Here is a 19,204-nt window from a genome sequence, read left to right as displayed (position 1 = left end):
GCGGCCGGGCGTCAAAAGGTCGAGCAATCGGTCAGATGCGCTTGGCCTGGGCTGCGGCATTACCGATGTAGCTGGCCGGGGTGAGCTGTTTCAGCTCGGCCTTGGCTGCGGCGGGCATGTCCAGCCCGTCGATGAAAGTCTGCAGCGCTTCTGGGCTGATGCCCTTGCCGCGCGTCAGTTCCTTGAGCTTTTCGTAGGGGTTTTCGATGTTGTAGCGGCGCATCACGGTCTGGATCGGCTCGGCCAGGACTTCCCAGCAGGCGTCCAGGTCTTCGGCGATTTTCTGGGCGTTGAGCTCCAGTTTGCTGATGCCCTTGAGGCTGGCCTCGTAGGCAATCACGCTGTGAGCAAAGCCCACGCCCAGGTTGCGCAATACGGTGGAGTCAGTCAGGTCGCGCTGCCAGCGGGAGATCGGCAGCTTGCTCGCCAGGTGCTGGAACAGGGCGTTGGCGATGCCCAGGTTGCCTTCGGAGTTTTCGAAGTCGATCGGGTTGACCTTGTGCGGCATGGTCGAGGAACCGATTTCGCCGGCGATGGTGCGCTGCTTGAAGTAGCCCAGGGAGATGTAGCCCCAGATATCGCGATCGAAGTCGATCAGGATGGTGTTGAAGCGGGCGATGGCGTCGAACAGCTCGGCGATGTAGTCGTGCGGCTCGATCTGCGTGGTGTAGGGGTTGAAGGCCAGGCCCAGTTCGTCTTCGATGAAGGCGCGGGCGTTGGCTTCCCAGTCGATGTCCGGGTAGGCCGAGAGGTGGGCGTTGTAGTTGCCCACGGCGCCGTTGATCTTGCCCAGCAGCGGCACGGCAGCGACCTGGGCGATCTGGCGCTCCAGGCGGTACACGACGTTGGCCAGCTCCTTGCCCAGGGTGGTCGGCGAGGCCGGCTGGCCGTGGGTGCGCGACAGCATCGGCACTTCGGCGAAACGGATCGCCAGTTCGCGGATGGCGTTGGCGGTCTGGCGCATCAGCGGCAGCATCACTTCATCACGGCCTTCGCGCAGCATCAGGGCGTGGGACAGGTTGTTGATGTCCTCGCTGGTGCAGGCGAAATGGATGAATTCACTGACGTTGGCCAGTTCAGGCAACTTGGCAGCTTGCTCCTTGAGCAGGTACTCGATGGCCTTGACGTCGTGGTTGGTGGTGCGCTCGATCTCTTTGACGCGCTCGGCGTGCTCCAGCGAGAAGTTCTCTGCCAGGGCATTGAGGACGGCGTTGGCTTCGGCGGAGAACGCCGGCACTTCGCTGATGGCGCTATGGGCGGCCAGGCGCTGGAGCCAGCGCACTTCAACGAGGACGCGAGCACGGATCAGGCCGTATTCGCTGAAAATGGGGCGCAGGGCCTGGGTTTTGCCGGCGTAGCGGCCGTCAACAGGGGAAACCGCAGTGAGCGAAGAGAGCTGCATGGGGTGTTCTCGGACAGTCGGGCAACGAAATGGGGCGCGTATCATACATGAAAATATCCGCCGGTCCGTTGCCAACTGACCAGCGTCTTACGCGCAGCTCTTGAAAAATCAGGCGCAGCTCAGCTGCTGCGCATCAACGGATAAAGCTCTTTGAGCAATTTGCGCCGGCTGATCACCAGTTGCCAGCGATGGCCGCCCAGCTGTCGCCACAGCCGTGCCGAGCGGATACCGGCCAGCAGCAGGGCGCGGATCTTCGAGGCATTGCTGGGCTGCTGCAGGTTGCGCATGTCGCCGTGCACCTGAATGCGCTGGCGCAGGGTGCTCAGGGTGTCCTGGTACAGCCCGCCGCACGCGGCGATGACATTTTCGTGGGCTGGACCGAAATGTTCTACCTGGGACTGGATCTGCGGCAGGCGTTTGCCGATGGTCTCCAGCAGGTCGTCGCGCTTGGCCAGCTGGCGCTCCAGGCCGAGCATCGACAAAGCGTAGCGCAGCGGTTCGCGCTGCAGGGTGCTGGGGTCACGCTCCAGGGCGCCGATCAGGGCCCGGTAACCCTCGCGCAGGTTGATGTCGTCGCCGCCGTAGACTTCCAGGGTGTCTTTCGGGTCGCGGATCAGCAGGCTGCCGAGCATGCAGCTCAAGGCCGCTTCGCTGACCTGGCCGGTCTTGGCGATCCGGTCCACCAGCACGGCGGCCAGGAATACACCGCCCAGCGCCGTCAGTTGTTCCTGAATCGGGCTCATGGACGGGCGTCCTTGCTGCTCCAGGGTTCGGCCACTTCGATCACGCCGCCACCGAGGCAGATCTCGCCGTCGTAGAACACCACGGACTGGCCGGGAGTGACGGCGCGCTGTGGGTCGTCGAAGGTGGCGCGGTAGCCGTTGGCGGTCTTTTCCAGGGTGCAGGGCTGGTCGCTCTGGCGGTAGCGCACCTTGGCGGTCAGGCGTCGCGGCTGGCTCAGGTCGATGGGGTTGACCCAATAGATGTCGGAGGCCAGCAGGGCGCGGGAGAACAGCCAGGGGTGATCATTGCCCTGGCCCACGATCAGCTCGTTGTGCTCCAGGTCCTTGATCAGCACGTACCACGGCTCTTCGCCGGCGTCTTTCAGGCCGCCGATGCCCAGGCCCTGACGCTGGCCAATGGTGTGGTACATCAAACCGTGATGGCGGCCGATGACTTCACCTTCGGTGGTCTTGATCTCGCCGGGCTGGGCCGGCAGGTATTGCTTGAGGAAGTCGCTGAAGCGCCGCTCACCGATAAAGCATATGCCGGTGGAGTCTTTCTTCTTCGCCGTGGCCAGGTCGTGTTTTTCGGCAATGGCGCGCACTTCGGGTTTTTCCAGCTCACCTACCGGGAACAGGGTCTTGGCGATCTGTTCGCCGCCAACGGCGTGGAGGAAGTAGCTTTGGTCCTTGTTTGGGTCCAGGCCCTTGAGCAGTTCGGTGCGGCCATCGATGTCACGGCGGCGCACGTAGTGGCCGGTGGCTATCAAGTCGGCGCCAAGCATCACGGCGTAGTCGAGGAACGCCTTGAACTTGATTTCACGGTTGCAGAGGATATCCGGGTTCGGCGTGCGGCCGGCCTTGTATTCGGCCAGGAAGTGCTCGAACACGTTGTCCCAGTATTCGGCGGCGAAGTTGGCGGTGTGCAGCTTGATGCCAATCTTGTCGCACACGGCCTGAGCGTCGGCCAGATCGTCCATGGCGGTGCAGTATTCGGTTCCGTCGTCTTCCTCCCAGTTCTTCATGAACAGGCCTTCCACCTGGTATCCCTGCTCCATCAGCAGGAGGGCGGAAACGGAAGAATCCACGCCGCCGGACATGCCGACAATGACGCGCTTCTTTTGGTTATCAGAAGGGGCTGGATCACGCATAGGAATTCAACGGGTGTCTTGAAAAAGGACGCGATTCTAACAGGCTGAGGCCTGCAAGGCTAAAACTGCGGTTAAAGCATGGGTCGGATCAGTGCCAGGCTGTGCGACTGGCCCTCCAGGTAATCGTCCAGGCACTGCAGGATCAGCTCGCTGCGCCAGTTGGCCCGTTGCTCCAGCAGTTGCTCGCGGCTCAGCCAGCGCGGGCCGATGATGCCGTCATCCAGCTGATAGTCCGGATGATGGCGCAGTGGCTTGGCGGCAAAGCACACGCGCTGGTAGGTCACACCGTTGCTGGGGGCGGTGTAGAGGTAGATGCCGACCACACCGGTCAACTCCACGTCCCAGCCGGTTTCCTCCAGGGTTTCGCGTACGGCCGCCTGGAGCAGGCTTTCATTGGCATCCAGGTGCCCGGCGGGCTGGTTGAGCACGGCCTGTTCGCCCGAGTACTCCTCGACGAACAGGAAGCGGCCCTGGTCCTCGACGATGGTGGCGACAGTGATATGGGGTTGCCATTTCATAAAGGCACTCCTTTATAAGGGGTGAGCATTGTAGGAGCCGGCTTGCTAGCGAGGCGAGCGCTGCTTGTTTCGCCGGTAAGCCGACGCCAGTGGGCTCCAGAAGCACAAACCCCGGCGCGGGGCCGGGGTTTGCGTGTTCGCTCGTGCTTACACCAGCGCAGCGATGGCTGCGTTGAGGGTGGCGCTCGGGCGCATGGCCTGGCTCACCAGCTCGGGGTTGGCGCTGTAGTAGCCACCGATGTCCACGGGCTTGCCCTGTACGGCGTTGAGCTCGGCGACGATGGTCGCTTCGTTCTCGGTCAGGGTCTTGGCCAGGGTGCTGAACTGCGCTTGCAGGGCAGTGTCCTCGGTCTGGGCGGCCAGGGCTTGAGCCCAGTACAGCGCCAGGTAGAAGTGGCTGCCGCGGTTGTCGATGTTGCCGACCTTGCGCGATGGCGACTTGTTGTTGTCGAGGAACTGGCCGGTCGCCTGGTCCAGGGTCTTGGCCAGCACCAGGGCTTTCGGGTTGTTGTAGGTGTTGCCCAGGTGCTCCAGGGAGGCGGCCAGGGCCAGGAACTCACCCAGGGAGTCCCAGCGCAGGAAGTTCTCTTCCAGCAGCTGCTGTACGTGCTTGGGAGCCGAACCGCCGGCGCCGGTTTCGAACAGGCCGCCACCGTTCATCAGCGGCACGATCGACAGCATCTTGGCGCTGGTGCCCAGTTCCATGATCGGGAACAGGTCGGTCAGGTAGTCGCGCAGGACGTTGCCGGTCACCGAGATGGTGTCCTTGCCGTCGCGGGTGCGGGCCAGGGTGAACTTCATGGCTTCGACCGGGGACATGATGCGGATGTCCAGGCCGCTGGTGTCGTGATCCTTCAGGTAGGCCTGAACTTTCTCGATCATCACGCCGTCGTGGGCACGCATTGGGTCCAGCCAGAAGATCGCCGGGGTGTCGCTGGCGCGAGCACGGTTGACGGCCAGTTTGACCCAGTCCTGGATCGGCGCGTCTTTGGTCTGGCACATGCGGAAGATGTCGCCGGCTTCGACTTTCTGCTCCAGCAGCAGGCTGCCTTTGCTGTCGGTGACGCGAACCACGCCGTCAGCCTTGATTTCGAAAGTCTTGTCGTGGGAACCGTATTCTTCGGCTTTTTTCGCCATCAGGCCAACGTTCGGCACGCTGCCCATGGTGGTCGGATCGAACGCGCCATTGGCTTTGCAGTCTTCGATCACGGCCTGGTAGATAGTGGCGTAGCAACGGTCCGGGATCACGGCCTTGGTGTCGTGCAGCTGGCCGTCGGTGCCCCACATCTTGCCGGAGTCACGGATCATGGCAGGCATCGAGGCGTCGACGATCACGTCGCTCGGCACGTGCAGGTTGGTGATGCCTTTGTCGGAGTTGACCATGGCCAGGGCAGGGCGGGCAGCGTAGACAGCCTGGATGTCGGCTTCGATGGCAGCTTGCTGCTCGGCTGGCAGGGCCTTGATGCGGGCGTACAGGTCGCCGATGCCGTTGTTCAGGTTGAAGCCGATTTCCTGCAGCACGGTGGCGTGCTTGCTCAGGGCATCCTGATAGAACTCGGCAACGATCTGGCCGAACATGATGGGGTCGGAGACCTTCATCATGGTGGCCTTGAGGTGTACCGAGAGCAGTACGCCCTGCTTCTTGGCGTCTTCGATTTCAGCGGCGATGAAGGCACGCAGGGCCTTTTTGCTCATTACGGCGCAATCGAGGATCTCGCCGGCTTGCACGGCGGTCTTTTCCTTCAGGACGGTGGCGGTGCCGTCCTGGGCGATCAGTTCGATCTTGACGCTGTCGGCTGCTTCGATCAGGGCCGCTTTTTCGCTGCCGTAGAAGTCGCCGTTGCTCATGTGGGCAACGTGGGACTTGGAGTCCTTGGCCCAGGCGCCCATCTTGTGCGGGTGCTTGCGTGCGTAGTTCTTCACCGACAGCGGAGCGCGGCGGTCGGAGTTGCCTTCACGCAGGACCGGGTTCACGGCGCTGCCCTTGACCTTGTCGTAACGCGCCTTGGCGTCTTTGTCGGCGTCGCTGGTCACGGTTTCCGGGTAGTCCGGCAGGGCGTAGCCCTGTGCCTGCAATTCCTTGATCGCAGCTTGCAGTTGCGGGACCGAGGCGCTGATGTTCGGCAGCTTGATGATGTTGGCTTCTGGGGTGACCGCCAGCTCGCCCAGTTCGGCAAGGTGGTCCGGCACCGCTTTGGTACCCAACTGCTCAGGGAAGCTGGCGAGGATGCGGCCGGCCAGGGAGATGTCACGGGTTTCCACGGCGATATCAGCCGAAGCGGTGAAGGCTTCTACGATAGGCAGCAGGGAATAGGTGGCGAGGGCCGGGGCTTCGTCGGTGAAGGTGTAGATGATCTTCGAGCGGGTGGGCATATTCGGATTAACTCTCTTCTTTGCTAAAGCGTGCGCAGAAACTCGAGGTGCGCCGGGTAAGCGCTTTCGTTCAAAGGTCATCCATGATCCGAATGTCGAGGTTTCTTCGCGGTGATGTTGGGTGCATCAGTCGAGCGTCAAGCGGGTGGGCTGCGGTAACAACCCGGCTTTGGGCGGCCATTCTCGGCTTGTTTTTTCGGTAGCAGAGCGTTCGGCCGTCGTGACTCAGTGGTCAGCGGCGGCATTATACATAGGTAGCTAGCAAAACGCCGATGCTTCATAGGCGCCGGTTCTCGTCCATTGGTCTAAAGGTCGCAGGCAGGGTGCAGGCGTAGAGTCGCTCGGGGTGCTCTATTTTGGCACTTTTCCCTTTGCTTTCAGGCTTGTAGGCCGCGAACTGTGCAGCTTTCACGGCATATGGGTGGAACATGAGGTTCCCGTCCAGATTCAACTGGGGTACGCTCGAACGCAGCCAGATGTTCAATCCACACAACGGAGTTCAGCATGGGATACAAGAAGATTCAGGTTCCAGCAGTCGGCGACAAAATCACCGTCAACGCAGACCATTCTCTCAATGTTCCTAACAACCCGATTATTCCTTTCATCGAAGGCGACGGTATTGGTGTTGATATCAGCCCGGTCATGATCAAGGTTGTCGATGCTGCGGTTAAGAAGGCTTACGGCGGCGAACGCAAGATTTCCTGGATGGAAGTGTATGCCGGGGAAAAAGCGACTCAAGTGTACGACCAGGACACCTGGCTTCCTCAGGAAACCCTGGACGCAGTGAAGGATTACGTGGTTTCCATCAAGGGCCCGCTGACCACTCCGGTCGGTGGCGGCATCCGCTCCCTGAACGTGGCCCTGCGTCAGCAACTCGACCTTTATGTATGCCTGCGCCCGGTGCGCTGGTTTGAAGGCGTGCCCAGCCCGGTGAAAAAGCCGGGTGACGTGGACATGACCATCTTCCGTGAAAACTCCGAGGATATTTACGCCGGCATCGAGTGGAAAGCCGGCTCGGCAGAAGCCACCAAGGTCATCAAGTTCCTCAAGGAGGAAATGGGTGTCACCAAGATCCGTTTCGACGAAAACTGCGGCATCGGCGTCAAGCCGGTTTCCCTGCAGGGTACCAAGCGCCTGGCGCGCAAGGCGCTGCAATATGTAGTGGATAACGACCGTGACTCGCTGACCATCGTGCACAAAGGCAACATCATGAAGTTCACCGAAGGTGCCTTCAAGGAATGGGCCTATGAAGTGGCGGCCGAAGAGTTCGGCGCGACCCTGCTGGACGGCGGCCCCTGGATGCAGTTCAAGAACCCGAAAACCGGCAAGAACGTCATCGTCAAAGATGCCATCGCCGACGCCATGCTCCAGCAGATCCTGCTGCGCCCGGCCGAATACGATGTGATCGCGACCCTCAACCTCAACGGTGACTACCTGTCCGACGCCCTGGCGGCGGAAGTGGGCGGCATCGGCATTGCGCCAGGCGCCAACCTGTCCGATACCGTGGCCATGTTCGAAGCCACCCACGGTACCGCGCCCAAGTATGCCGGCAAGGACCAGGTCAACCCGGGTTCGCTGATCCTCTCCGCAGAGATGATGCTGCGCCATATGGGCTGGACCGAAGCAGCCGACCTGATCATCAAGGGCACCAATGGCGCAATCTCGGCCAAGACCGTGACCTATGACTTCGAACGCCTGATGGAAGGTGCAACCCTGCTGTCTTCCTCGGCCTTCGGCGATGCGCTGATCTCGCACATGTAAGCTGTACGGCGCCCAAAGCAAACCGGCCGACTCAATCCCTTGAGTCGGCCGGTTTTTTCATGACTGGATGTTGGTTGGATCAGCTCAGGGCACTTTCGGGCTGGGACTCGGCGGTGACGATTTCGCCGGGCACCTTCAACGCGCTGATTTTGATCGCATGCAGGCCCTTGGGCCCTTGGATGATCTCGAAGCTCACAGCCTGTCCGGCTTTCAAGGTCTTGTAGCCATCCATATCGATGGCCGAGTAATGGGCAAACAGATCGTCAGTCTTGCCCTCCTCATTAATAAAGCCATAACCCTTGGCGTTGTTGAACCACTTGACCTTACCGCTAGCCATACTCATATCCCTCTGCAACAGACTCCATCACTGGAGTATCATCCAGTTCATCCGCCGCCAATCTTGGTAAAAAGGTTGACGCCGCGGACGTTTATTACCCAATGTGGGCCCTATTGGTTGTAACACCGTTTTGCCGATAGTCAAGTTGACCCGGCGGTCGGAGTTGAAATCCTTCCAGGGTGCCCCCACCACTGTATTTGCACAACTGACGAACCTTTCTTTCCATGCATGCAATCAGCCAGATTCGACTAACATTCAATCAGGATCGCCCGGACTTGCACGACGACGATTCCGCTGGCTTGGCAGTACAGGAGGCTAAGCCTGCTCTCCAGGCGCCGCCGATGTACAAGGTGGTTTTGTTCAACGATGACTACACGCCGATGGATTTCGTCGTCGAAGTGCTCGAGATGTTTTTTAACCTGAATCGCGAGCTGGCGACCAAGGTCATGCTGGCCGTCCATACCGAAGGGCGGGCAGTGTGTGGATTGTTTACCCGCGACATCGCCGAGACCAAGGCCATGCAGGTCAACCAGTACGCCCGGGAAAGCCAGCATCCGCTACTCTGTGAAATCGAGAAGGACGGTTAACGCCGACCACTTGGGTATGAGGTGAAGCTATGTTAAACCGCGAGCTCGAAGTCACCCTCAATCTCGCCTTCAAGGAGGCCCGTTCGAAGCGTCATGAGTTCATGACCGTCGAGCACCTTCTGTTGGCTCTTTTGGATAATGAGGCCGCCGCCACCGTTTTACGTGCCTGCGGAGCAAACCTCGACAAACTCAAGCACGACCTGCAGGAGTTCATCGACTCCACAACGCCGCTGATTCCCGTGCACGACGAGGATCGCGAAACTCAGCCAACCCTGGGTTTCCAGCGCGTATTGCAACGTGCTGTCTTTCACGTACAGAGCTCGGGCAAGCGTGAAGTCACCGGCGCCAATGTGCTGGTGGCAATCTTCAGTGAGCAAGAGAGTCAGGCGGTGTTCCTGCTGAAACAGCAGAGCGTTGCCCGTATCGACGTGGTCAACTACATCGCCCATGGCATCTCCAAGGTGCCCGGGCATGGCGATCATTCTGAAGGTGAACAGGATATGCAGGACGAAGAGGGTGGTGAGTCGTCTTCTTCGGGCAATCCTCTGGATGCCTATGCCAGCAACCTCAATGAGCTGGCCCGTCAGGGGCGCATTGATCCGTTGGTAGGGCGCGAGCAGGAAGTCGAGCGCGTAGCGCAGATACTGGCGCGCCGGCGCAAGAACAACCCGCTGCTGGTGGGTGAGGCAGGCGTGGGCAAGACCGCGATTGCCGAGGGCCTGGCCAAGCGCATCGTCGACAATCAAGTGCCGGACCTGCTGGTCAACAGCGTCGTCTACTCGCTGGATCTCGGGGCGTTGCTGGCCGGTACCAAATACCGCGGCGATTTCGAGAAGCGCTTCAAGGCGCTGCTGGGCGAACTGAAAAAACGCCCTCAGGCGATCCTGTTCATCGACGAAATCCACACCATCATCGGTGCCGGTGCGGCCTCCGGTGGGGTGATGGACGCCTCGAACCTGCTCAAGCCGCTGCTGTCCTCGGGTGATATCCGTTGCATCGGCTCGACTACCTTCCAGGAGTTCCGTGGCATTTTCGAGAAGGACCGGGCCCTGGCTCGGCGCTTCCAGAAAGTCGATGTGTCCGAGCCCTCGGTTGAAGACACCATTGGCATCCTGCGCGGCCTCAAGGGGCGTTTCGAGCAGCATCACAGTATCGAATACAGTGATGAAGCCCTGCGTGCCGCTGCAGAATTGGCCTCGCGCTATATCAATGACCGGCATATGCCGGACAAGGCCATCGACGTCATCGACGAGGCAGGTGCCTATCAGCGCCTGCAGCCGGCGGAGAAGCGCGTGAAGCGCATCGAAGTGGCCCAGGTCGAAGACATCGTGGCGAAAATCGCGCGGATTCCACCAAAACACGTCACCAGTTCCGATAAAGAGCTGCTGCGCAATCTTGAGCGCGATCTCAAGCTGACGGTGTTTGGCCAGGATGCGGCGATCGATTCGCTGTCCACCGCGATCAAGCTGTCCCGTGCAGGCCTGAAATCGCCGGACAAACCGGTCGGTTCCTTCCTGTTCGCCGGTCCTACCGGTGTCGGCAAGACCGAAGCGGCGCGGCAGTTGGCCAAGGCCATGGGGATCGAGCTGGTACGCTTCGACATGTCTGAGTACATGGAGCGGCACACCGTCTCGCGCTTGATTGGTGCGCCTCCCGGCTATGTCGGTTTCGACCAGGGGGGCTTGCTGACCGAGGCTATCACCAAGCAGCCGCATTGCGTATTGCTGCTCGATGAAATCGAGAAGGCCCACCCGGAAGTCTTCAACCTGCTGCTGCAGGTGATGGACCACGGGACCCTGACCGACAACAACGGGCGCAAGGCGGATTTCCGTAACGTGATCGTCATCATGACCACCAACGCCGGTGCTGAAACCGCGGCGCGAGCCTCCATCGGCTTCACGCATCAGGATCACTCTTCCGATGCCATGGAAGTGATCAAGAAGAGCTTCACGCCGGAGTTCCGCAACCGTCTGGACACCATTATCCAGTTCGGTCGCCTGAGCCACGAAGTGATCAAGAGCGTGGTGGACAAGTTCCTGACCGAGCTTCAGGCGCAGCTGGAAGACAAGCGCGTGCAGCTGGAAGTGACCGATGCCGCTCGCAGCTGGCTGGCCGCCGGTGGTTACGACGTGACCATGGGCGCCCGTCCGATGGCGCGCTTGATCCAGGACAAGATCAAGCGTCCCCTGGCCGAGGAGATCCTGTTTGGCGAGTTGTCCGACCATGGCGGTGTGGTCCACATCGACATCAAGGATGGCGAGCTGACCTTCGATTTCGAGACCACGGCGGAAATGGCTTGATCGCCGCATAACACCGCAGTACAGCCAAAGGCACCGGGAGGTGCCTTTGTGCTATCTGGCGTTTGAAACGTTTTTTGCAGACGAACAAAAACGCCCGGCATAACCGGGCGTCTTGTATTGACTTGCTTAGCGAGCGCGGTAAGTGATGCGCCCTTTGCTCAAGTCATAGGGCGTCAGCTCGACGCGCACTTTGTCACCGGTAAGAATACGAATGTAGTTCTTGCGCATCTTGCCGGAAATATGCGCGGTTACGACGTGCCCATTTTCCAACTCCACACGAAACATGGTGTTGGGCAGGGTGTCGACGACAGTGCCTTCCATTTCGAAGCTGTCTTCTTTCGACATGCAGTAAAGCCCTCGGTGTCCAATGAATGGCCCGGTGCAACTGCGCCAGGCAAAAGCGGCGTGCATTGTGCCCGAAAAGTGGGGTTTAAGCCAAGACCTTCTAGTTGAGGATCACCCATCTCTGGTTAACCAGCAGCTCTATGGGGCGATATTGGGTCTTGTAGTTCATCTTTTTGCAGTTCTTGATCCAGTAGCCGAGGTACACCGCATCCAGCCCCAGGCGCAGGGTTTCGCCGATTTGCCAAAGGATCGCAAAGCGCCCGAGGCTGCGGCGCTCTTCGTCGGGTTCATAGAAGGTGTAGACCGCTGACAGGCCATTGGGCAGCAGGTCGGTGACCGCCACGGCCAGCAGGCGGCCGTCCAGGCGGAACTCATAGAAGCGCGAGAAGGGCAGGTCTCGAACCAGGAAGGTCGAGAACTGGTCGCGGCTGGGGGGGAACATGTCGCCATCGGCGTGGCGTTGCTCGATGTAGCGTTGGTAGAGGTCGAAATACTCTTCACTGAAGCAGGGTTTGGCCGCGTGTACGGTCAGGTCGCTGTTGCGTTTGAGAATGCGCTTTTGCTGGCGGCTGGGCAGGAACTGTGTAGCAGGAATGCGCGCCGGCACGCAGGCGTTGCAGTTCTGGCAGTGGGGGCGATACAGATGATCGCCGCTGCGCCGAAAGCCCATTTCCGACAGATCCGCGTAGACATGCACGTCCATGGGCTGGCTGGGATCGAGGAACAGAGTGGTCGCCTGTTCGTCGGGCAGGTAGCTGCAAGAGTGGGGTTGGGTGGCATAGAACTTCAGGCGCGCCAACTCGGTCATGAGTCAACCCTCGGAATAAGCTTTGCAATTAAGTGTAAGCCACCCCCGGCAAACCCGCCTAGGAAACCCATATGGCGCGGCTCGGCAGGTCCAGGTGGTGTTTCAGGTAATTCGCGAACTCTGGCCGGGAAATGGATCGGGCGCCGAGGCTGTGCAGGTGTTCGGTGGGCATCTGGCAGTCGATCAGCACAAATCCCCACGCCTTCAAGCGCTCCACCAGAGTGGCAAAGCCGAATTTCGAGGCATTGTCGGCGCGGCTGAACATCGACTCGCCGAAAAACAGCTGCCCCATGGCCAGTCCATACAAGCCGCCCACCAGCACTCCCTGGTCCCAGACCTCCACCGAATGGGCGTAACCGCGTTGATGCAGTTGCAGGTAGGCGCGTTGCATCGCTTCGCTGATCCAGGTGCCGTCGGCATAGGCGCGAGGCGCAGCACAGGCGCTGATGACTGCGGCAAAGTCCTGATCGAAGGTCACCTGATAGCGTTGTTTGCGCAACAGTTTGCCCAGGCTGCGGGAAACATGCAGTTCGTCCGGGAATAACACTGTGCGCGGATCGGGGGACCACCAGAGAATCGGCTGGCCTTCGGAAAACCAGGGAAAGCAGCCGTGACGATAGGCCTGGATCAGGCGGTCGGCAGACAAGTCTCCGCCCGCGGCCAGCAAGCCATTGGGCTCGCGCATGGCCTTTTCCAGCGGCGGGAAGTCGAGTGTGTTGCGTTGTAACCAGGTCAGCATGGTATCCAGACTTGCGGCAGGGGAGGGCGGTGGCGAGCCATTGCGGGCCCGCCACAAGCGTAGGGCGAGGGCTTAGTTGTCGTCGAGGAATTTTTCCGCATCCAGCGCTGCCATGCAGCCGGCGCCGGCCGAAGTGATGGCCTGGCGATAGACGTGGTCGGCCACGTCGCCGGCGGCAAATACGCCCTGGATGCCGGTGGCGGTGGCATTGCCTTCGCTGCCGCCACGCACCAGCAGGTAGCCGTCCCGCATCTCCAACTGGCCCTGGAACAGATCGGTATTGGGCTTGTGGCCGATGGCGATAAACACCCCGGCCAGTGGCAGATCCTTGGTTTCTCCGCTGCGGCTGTCCTTGAGGCGGGCGCCGGTCACGCCGCTGGCATCGCCCAGCACTTCCTCCAGGTGCTGGTTCCAGTGCAGGCGGATATTGCCATTGGCGGCCTTGTCGAACAGCTTGTCCTGGAGAATCTTTTCGGCCCTCAGCTTGTCGCGGCGATGCACCAGGTGCACTTCTTTGGCGATGTTCGACAGGTACAGTGCTTCCTCCACGGCGGTGTTGCCGCCACCCACCACGGCCACCACCTGATTGCGGTAGAAGAAGCCATCGCAGGTGGCGCAGGCGGAAACCCCCTTGCCGGCAAAGGCCTCTTCGGAGGGTAGGCCCAGGTATTGCGCCGAGGCGCCAGTGGCGATGATCAGCGCGTCGCAACTGTAGGTGCCGCTGTCGCCGATGAGGATAAACGGCCGCTGCTGCAACTGTGCGGTGTGGATGTGGTCATAGACGATCTCGGTGTCGAAGCGTTCGGCGTGTCTCTGCATCCGCTCCATCAGCACCGGGCCGGTCAGGCCTTCGACATCGCCGGGCCAGTTGTCGACTTCGGTGGTGGTGGTCAGTTGGCCGCCGGCTTGCAAACCGGTGATCACCGTCGGTTTGAGGTTGGCCCGAGCGGCATAGACGGCAGCGCTGTAACCGGCAGGGCCAGAGCCCAGAATGATCAGGCGTGAATGCTTCGCATCGTTCATAAAAACACCTCATAAGCCTTTGTCACAAAAGAGAATGCATGCTCCAATTGAACAGTGCGTAACAGGCCGTTGACTATGCTGGTCGGAGGGTTCCGACGTGGCATGGCGTGAACAAACCCGTACAATACGACCCTGTACCGGGTTTATTCAGAATTGCACTGTTTCAGAAGCAAGGGGCAGAGTGTTAAAAGTAGCTCCAGTTACGCCGGTCAACTTTATTTACCTGCTCGGATTGAGCAGTATCTTGTAGTCAATCACCCGTTGGACGCGCCCTTGGCGCAGGAAAAGACGCGTTTTGAAGAAATCCACCGCAGCACCTAAACCTGTTGTTCCGCTCTGGCGTCAACAATTGCACTACCGGCTCAAGGAAGGTGCGTTGATCGCCATTGGCGCCCTGTGCCTGTTCTTGATGATGGCACTTCTGACCTATGGGAAAGATGATCCGGGCTGGAGTCATAACAGCAAGATTGAAGACGTGCAGAACTTCGGTGGCCCGGCCGGTTCCTACAGCGCCGATATCCTGTTTATGGTGTTGGGTTACTTCGCCTATATCTTCCCGCTGCTGTTGGCGATCAAGACCTACCAGATCTTCCGTCAGCGCCATGAGCCTTGGCAGTGGAGCGGCTGGCTGTTTTCCTGGCGGCTGATCGGCCTGGTGTTCCTGGTGCTGTCGGGCGCCGCGCTGGCCCATATCCATTTCCATGCCGCCACGGGCCTGCCGGCCGGTGCCGGTGGCGCCCTGGGCGAAAGCCTGGGCGACCTGGCCAAGAACGCCCTGAACGTGCAGGGCAGCACCCTGATGTTCATTGCCCTGTTCCTGTTCGGCCTGACGGTGTTCACCGACCTGTCGTGGTTCAAGGTGATGGACGTGACCGGCAAGATCACCCTCGACCTGTTCGAACTGTTCCAGGGCGCCGCCAACCGCTGGTGGGATGCGCGCGTGGAGCGCAAGCAACTGGTGGCGCAATTGCGCGAAGTGGATGCCCGGGTCGATGAAGTCGTGACCCCGAACGTGGCCGACAAGCGCGAGCAGGCCAAGGTCAAGGAGCGCCTTATCGAGCGCGAGCAGGCCCTGAGCAAGCACATGTCCGAGCGCGAAAAGCAGGTGCCCCCAGTGATCACGCCGATCGCCACCAAGGCGCCAGAGCCCAGCAAGCGCGTGCAGAAAGAGAAACAGGTGCCGCTGTTCGTCGACAGCGCGGTGGAAGGCACCTTGCCACCGATCTCGATCCTCGACCCGGCAGAAAAGAAACAGCTGAACTATTCCCCCGAATCCCTGGCGGCGGTTGGCCACCTGCTGGAGATCAAGCTCAAGGAGTTCGGCGTCGAAGTCTCGGTGGATTCGATCCACCCGGGGCCGGTGATTACCCGTTACGAAATCCAGCCAGCGGCAGGGGTGAAAGTCAGCCGGATCGCCAACCTGGCCAAGGACCTGGCGCGTTCCCTGGCCGTGACCAGTGTTCGCGTAGTGGAAGTGATTCCCGGCAAGACCACCGTGGGCATCGAGATTCCCAACGAAGACCGGCAGATCGTGCGCTTCTCCGAAGTGCTCTCGACCCCGGAATACGACAACTTCAAATCCCCGGTCACCCTGGCCCTGGGCCACGATATCGGCGGCAAGCCGATCATCACTGACCTTGCAAAAATGCCTCACCTGCTGGTGGCCGGTACCACCGGTTCCGGTAAGTCGGTGGGGGTCAACGCGATGATCCTGTCGATCCTGTTCAAGTCCGGCCCGGAAGACGCCAAGCTGATCATGATCGACCCGAAGATGCTCGAACTGTCGATCTACGAGGGCATTCCGCATCTGCTGTGCCCGGTGGTGACCGACATGAAGGACGCGGCCAACGCCCTGCGCTGGAGCGTGGCGGAGATGGAGCGGCGCTACAAGCTCATGGCCAAGATGGGCGTGCGCAACCTCTCGGGCTTCAACGCCAAGGTCAAGGAAGCGATTGAAGCAGGTACCCCGCTGGCCGACCCGCTGTACAACCGCGAAAGCATCCACGACGAAGCGCCGCTGCTGACCAAGCTGCCTACCATCGTGGTGGTGGTGGACGAATTCGCCGACATGATGATGATCGTCGGCAAGAAGGTTGAGGAACTGATCGCCCGTATCGCCCAGAAGGCCCGTGCCGCCGGTATCCACCTGATTCTCGCCACCCAGCGGCCATCGGTGGACGTGATCACCGGCCTGATCAAGGCCAACATCCCGACCCGCATGGCGTTCCAGGTGTCGAGCAAGATCGACTCGCGGACCATCATCGACCAGGGCGGTGCCGAACAATTGCTGGGCCACGGTGACATGCTCTACATGCCGCCGGGCACCAGCCTGCCGATCCGCGTCCACGGCGCTTTCGTTTCCGATGATGAAGTGCACCGCGTGGTGGAGGCCTGGAAGCTGCGCGGTGCGCCGGAATACAACGACGACATCCTCAACGGTGTCGAAGAGGCGGGCAGTGGTTTCGAAGGCAGCAGCGGTGGCGGTGACGGCGAGGATCCGGAAGCCGACGCGCTCTACGACGAAGCCGTGCAGTTCGTTCTGGAAAGCCGCCGGGCCTCGATCTCTGCGGTACAGCGCAAGCTGAAGATTGGCTACAACCGCGCCGCCCGGATGATCGAAGCCATGGAAATGGCCGGGGTGGTGACGGCGATGAACACCAACGGCTCCCGCGAAGTGCTGGCGCCGGGCCCGACGCGCGACTGATCCCTGTTTCGCTTGCAGCGGCGTGAAGTCACGCCGCTCGTATACCCATCCAATTAATGAGGAATTCCATGCGCCTGATTCGCATGTTGCTGCTGCCGGTATTGGCTGTGACCACCTTGTCGGCCCACGCCGACCCCAAAGACGTGGCGCGCCTGACCCAGTTGCTGGAAAAGTCCCAGACCCTGACCGCGCGTTTCTCCCAGCTGACCCTGGATGGCAGCGGCACCCAGTTGCAGGAAACCGCCGGCGAGATGTCCCTGCAGCGCCCGGGCCTGTTCTACTGGCACACCGATGCGCCACAAGAACAGCTGATGGTTTCCGACGGCCAGAAAGTCTCCCTGTGGGACCCGGACCTGGAGCAGGTGACCATCAAGAAGCTCGACCAGCGTCTGACCCAGACCCCGGCCCTGTTGCTCTCCGGTGACGTGTCGAAAATCAGCGAAAGCTTCGACATCACCTCCAAGGAAGCCGGCGGCGTGATGGACTTCACCCTCAAGCCGAAAACCCGCGACACCCTGTTCGACAGCCTGCGCCTGTCGTTTCGCAACGGCATGATCAACGACATGCAGTTGATCGACAGCGTTGGCCAGCGCACCAATATCCTGTTCACCGGGGTCAAGGCCAACGAAGCCATCCCGGCGTCCAAGTTCAAGTTCGACATCCCCAAGGGTGCCGATGTGATCCAAGAGTAAGCAGCCGCAACCGCAAGGTTTCGAAGGTAGTCCATGGACCTGTTTCGTAGTGCCCCGATTGCCCAGCCACTGGCCGCACGCCTGCGTGCGACCAACCTGGACGAGTACGTTGGCCAGCAGCACCTGTTGGCCCGGGGCAAGCCGCTGCGCGAGGCCCTGGAGCAGGGCGCGCTGCATTCGATGATCTTCTGGGGCCCGCCCGGGGTCGGCAAGACCACCCTGGCGCGGCTGTTGGCGGAAGTCTCGGATGCCCACTTCGAAACCGTCTCGGCGGTGCTGGCCGGGGTCAAGGAGATCCGCCAGGCGGTGGAAGTCGCCAAGCAGCAGGCCGGGCAATACGGTCGGCGAACCATTCTGTTTGTCGACGAAGTGCACCGCTTCAACAAATCGCAGCAGGATGCCTTCCTGCCCTACGTGGAAGACGGCACGCTGATCTTTATCGGCGCCACTACGGAAAACCCCTCCTTCGAACTCAACAACGCCTTGCTCTCCCGAGCGCGGGTCTATGTGCTCAAGAGCCTGGATGAAGCGGCCCTGGGCACCCTGGTACAGCGCGCCCTGACCGAGGAGCGGGGGCTGGGCAAGCGCCAGCTGAGCCTCAGCGATGACGGCTTCCAGATGCTGCTGTCGGCCGCCGATGGCGATGGCCGGCGCATGCTCAACCTGCTGGAAAACGCCTCGGACCTGGCGGAAGACGGTGGCGAGATCAGTGTCGATCTGTTGCAAAGCCTGCTGGGTGACACCCGCCGGCGTTTCGACAAAGGCGGCGAGGCGTTCTACGACCAGATTTCCGCGTTGCACAAGTCGGTGCGCGGCTCCAATCCCGACGGCGCCCTGTACTGGTTCGCGCGCATGCTAGATGGTGGCTGCGACCCGCTGTACCTGGCCCGGCGCGTGGTGCGCATGGCCAGCGAGGACATCGGCAACGCCGACCCGCGGGCCCTGAGCCTGTGCCTGGCGGCCTGGGATGTGCAGGAGCGCCTGGGCAGCCCCGAAGGCGAGCTGGCAGTGGCCCAGGCCATCACCTACCTGGCCTGTGCGCCGAAGAGCAACGCCGTGTACATGGGCTTCAAGGCCGCCATGCGCGCTGCTGCCGAGCACGGCTCGCTGGAAGTGCCGATCCATCTGCGCAATGCTCCGACCAAGCTGATGAAGCAACTGGGCTACGGCGACGAATACCGCTACGCCCATGACGAGCCGGATGCCTACGCTGCCGGTGAAGACTATTTCCCCGAAGAACTCGAACCCTTGCCGCTCTATCAACCTGTGCCCCGCGGCCTGGAACTGAAGATCGGTGAGAAGCTCAAGCACCTGGCCGCCCTGGACCGGGCCAGCCCCTTGCAGCGGAGAAAACCTTGATCCCCCTGATCCTCGCAGTCTCCGCCGGCGGTGTGGCTGGCACCCTGTTGCGCTTTGCCACCGGCAACTGGATCAACGCCAATTGGCCGCGGCACTTCTATACCGCGACGCTGGCCGTTAATATCGTGGGCTGCCTGCTGATCGGCGTGTTGTACGGGCTGTTCCTGGTCCGTCCGGAAGTGCCGATCGAAGTGCGTGCCGGATTGATAGTGGGCTTCCTCGGTGGCCTGACGACTTTTTCATCCTTTTCACTGGATACCGTGCGTCTGCTGGAAAGCGGACAAGTGGCGCTGGCCCTGGGCTACGCGGCACTGAGTGTATTCGGCGGGCTGCTTGCTACCTGGGCCGGCCTGTCCTTGACCAAACTTTGATAAACGAGAGAA

Annotated in this window: 17 protein-coding genes; 7 read left to right on the top strand and 10 right to left on the bottom strand. The window is 60.9% G+C overall.

What is annotated here, in order from left to right:
• Positions 1-31: 31 nt before the first annotated feature.
• The 5 genes from purB to AC1RGE_RS09680 all read right to left on the bottom strand — a co-directional run bounded on the left by purB (position 32) and on the right by AC1RGE_RS09680 (position 6,166).
• The gene (gene purB / locus AC1RGE_RS09700) at positions 32-1,402 is read right to left on the bottom strand and encodes an adenylosuccinate lyase (RefSeq protein WP_019092906.1); all 1,371 of its coding nucleotides are present in this window, start codon (positions 1,400-1,402) and stop codon (positions 32-34) included.
• 119 nt (positions 1,403-1,521) lie between these two features.
• Positions 1,522-2,145 carry a high frequency lysogenization protein HflD gene (hflD, locus tag AC1RGE_RS09695; protein ID WP_011062179.1) on the bottom strand — a complete coding sequence of 208 codons (624 nt, stop codon included), beginning with the start codon at positions 2,143-2,145 and terminating at the stop codon, positions 1,522-1,524.
• Complete coding sequence (mnmA, locus tag AC1RGE_RS09690; RefSeq protein WP_492584111.1) at positions 2,142-3,275, bottom strand: tRNA 2-thiouridine(34) synthase MnmA; 1,134 nt, start codon at positions 3,273-3,275, stop codon at positions 2,142-2,144. The genes hflD and mnmA overlap by 4 nt, the downstream gene beginning before the upstream one ends.
• 71 nt (positions 3,276-3,346) lie before the next feature.
• A complete protein-coding gene (locus AC1RGE_RS09685) occupies positions 3,347-3,793 on the bottom strand; it encodes an NUDIX hydrolase (RefSeq protein ID WP_492584109.1) in 447 nt (148 codons plus the stop codon).
• A gap of 147 nt (positions 3,794-3,940) precedes the next feature.
• On the bottom strand, positions 3,941-6,166 hold the full coding sequence (locus AC1RGE_RS09680) for an NADP-dependent isocitrate dehydrogenase (RefSeq protein ID WP_492584107.1): 2,226 nt from the start codon (positions 6,164-6,166) through the stop codon (positions 3,941-3,943).
• 504 nt (positions 6,167-6,670) lie between these two features.
• Between AC1RGE_RS09680 and icd the strand changes: the two genes are divergently transcribed.
• Positions 6,671-7,927 carry an NADP-dependent isocitrate dehydrogenase gene (icd, locus tag AC1RGE_RS09675; RefSeq protein WP_016964815.1) on the top strand — a complete coding sequence of 419 codons (1,257 nt, stop codon included), beginning with the start codon at positions 6,671-6,673 and terminating at the stop codon, positions 7,925-7,927.
• 79 nt (positions 7,928-8,006) lie between these two features.
• Here icd and cspD read toward each other — a convergent pair whose 3' ends face one another.
• The gene (gene cspD / locus AC1RGE_RS09670) at positions 8,007-8,264 is read right to left on the bottom strand and encodes a cold shock domain-containing protein CspD (RefSeq protein WP_492584105.1); all 258 of its coding nucleotides are present in this window, start codon (positions 8,262-8,264) and stop codon (positions 8,007-8,009) included.
• 224 nt (positions 8,265-8,488) lie between these two features.
• Between cspD and clpS the strand changes: the two genes are divergently transcribed.
• Positions 8,489-8,851 carry an ATP-dependent Clp protease adapter ClpS gene (clpS, locus tag AC1RGE_RS09665; protein ID WP_011062173.1) on the top strand — a complete coding sequence of 121 codons (363 nt, stop codon included), beginning with the start codon at positions 8,489-8,491 and terminating at the stop codon, positions 8,849-8,851.
• 29 nt (positions 8,852-8,880) lie between these two features.
• A complete protein-coding gene (gene clpA / locus AC1RGE_RS09660) occupies positions 8,881-11,151 on the top strand; it encodes an ATP-dependent Clp protease ATP-binding subunit ClpA (protein WP_011062172.1) in 2,271 nt (756 codons plus the stop codon).
• 126 nt (positions 11,152-11,277) lie between these two features.
• On the opposite strand, the gene infA is transcribed toward clpA, so the two are convergent.
• The 4 genes from infA to trxB all read right to left on the bottom strand — a co-directional run bounded on the left by infA (position 11,278) and on the right by trxB (position 14,066).
• Positions 11,278-11,496: a translation initiation factor IF-1 gene (gene infA, locus AC1RGE_RS09655; RefSeq protein WP_002553999.1), complete on the bottom strand. Its 219-nt coding sequence runs from the start codon at positions 11,494-11,496 to the stop codon at positions 11,278-11,280.
• A gap of 100 nt (positions 11,497-11,596) precedes the next feature.
• Positions 11,597-12,304 carry an arginyltransferase gene (locus tag AC1RGE_RS09650; RefSeq protein ID WP_015636288.1) on the bottom strand — a complete coding sequence of 236 codons (708 nt, stop codon included), beginning with the start codon at positions 12,302-12,304 and terminating at the stop codon, positions 11,597-11,599.
• A gap of 58 nt (positions 12,305-12,362) precedes the next feature.
• Positions 12,363-13,043 carry a leucyl/phenylalanyl-tRNA--protein transferase gene (gene aat, locus AC1RGE_RS09645; protein ID WP_015636287.1) on the bottom strand — a complete coding sequence of 227 codons (681 nt, stop codon included), beginning with the start codon at positions 13,041-13,043 and terminating at the stop codon, positions 12,363-12,365.
• A gap of 72 nt (positions 13,044-13,115) precedes the next feature.
• Positions 13,116-14,066 carry a thioredoxin-disulfide reductase gene (gene trxB, locus AC1RGE_RS09640; protein WP_492584103.1) on the bottom strand — a complete coding sequence of 317 codons (951 nt, stop codon included), beginning with the start codon at positions 14,064-14,066 and terminating at the stop codon, positions 13,116-13,118.
• Between the two features lie 295 nt (positions 14,067-14,361).
• Between trxB and ftsK the strand changes: the two genes are divergently transcribed.
• The 4 genes from ftsK to crcB all read left to right on the top strand — a co-directional run bounded on the left by ftsK (position 14,362) and on the right by crcB (position 19,192).
• Positions 14,362-16,770 (top strand): DNA translocase FtsK, encoded by a 2,409-nt coding sequence (ftsK, locus tag AC1RGE_RS09635; protein ID WP_492584101.1) that lies wholly within the window; start codon positions 14,362-14,364, stop codon positions 16,768-16,770.
• Between the two features lie 68 nt (positions 16,771-16,838).
• Positions 16,839-17,462: an outer membrane lipoprotein periplasmic chaperone LolA gene (gene lolA / locus AC1RGE_RS09630; protein ID WP_011062167.1), complete on the top strand. Its 624-nt coding sequence runs from the start codon at positions 16,839-16,841 to the stop codon at positions 17,460-17,462.
• 33 nt (positions 17,463-17,495) lie between these two features.
• The gene (locus tag AC1RGE_RS09625) at positions 17,496-18,821 is read left to right on the top strand and encodes a replication-associated recombination protein A (RefSeq protein ID WP_161466510.1); all 1,326 of its coding nucleotides are present in this window, start codon (positions 17,496-17,498) and stop codon (positions 18,819-18,821) included.
• On the top strand, positions 18,818-19,192 hold the full coding sequence (gene crcB / locus AC1RGE_RS09620; protein ID WP_011062165.1) for a fluoride efflux transporter CrcB: 375 nt from the start codon (positions 18,818-18,820) through the stop codon (positions 19,190-19,192). Before AC1RGE_RS09625 ends, crcB begins: the two co-directional genes overlap by 4 nt.
• Positions 19,193-19,204 lie beyond the last annotated feature (12 nt).

Source organism: Pseudomonas sp. GW823-FHT02C05 (genome assembly GCF_058797595.1).
This window is presented reverse-complemented; position numbering and strand designations above follow the sequence as displayed.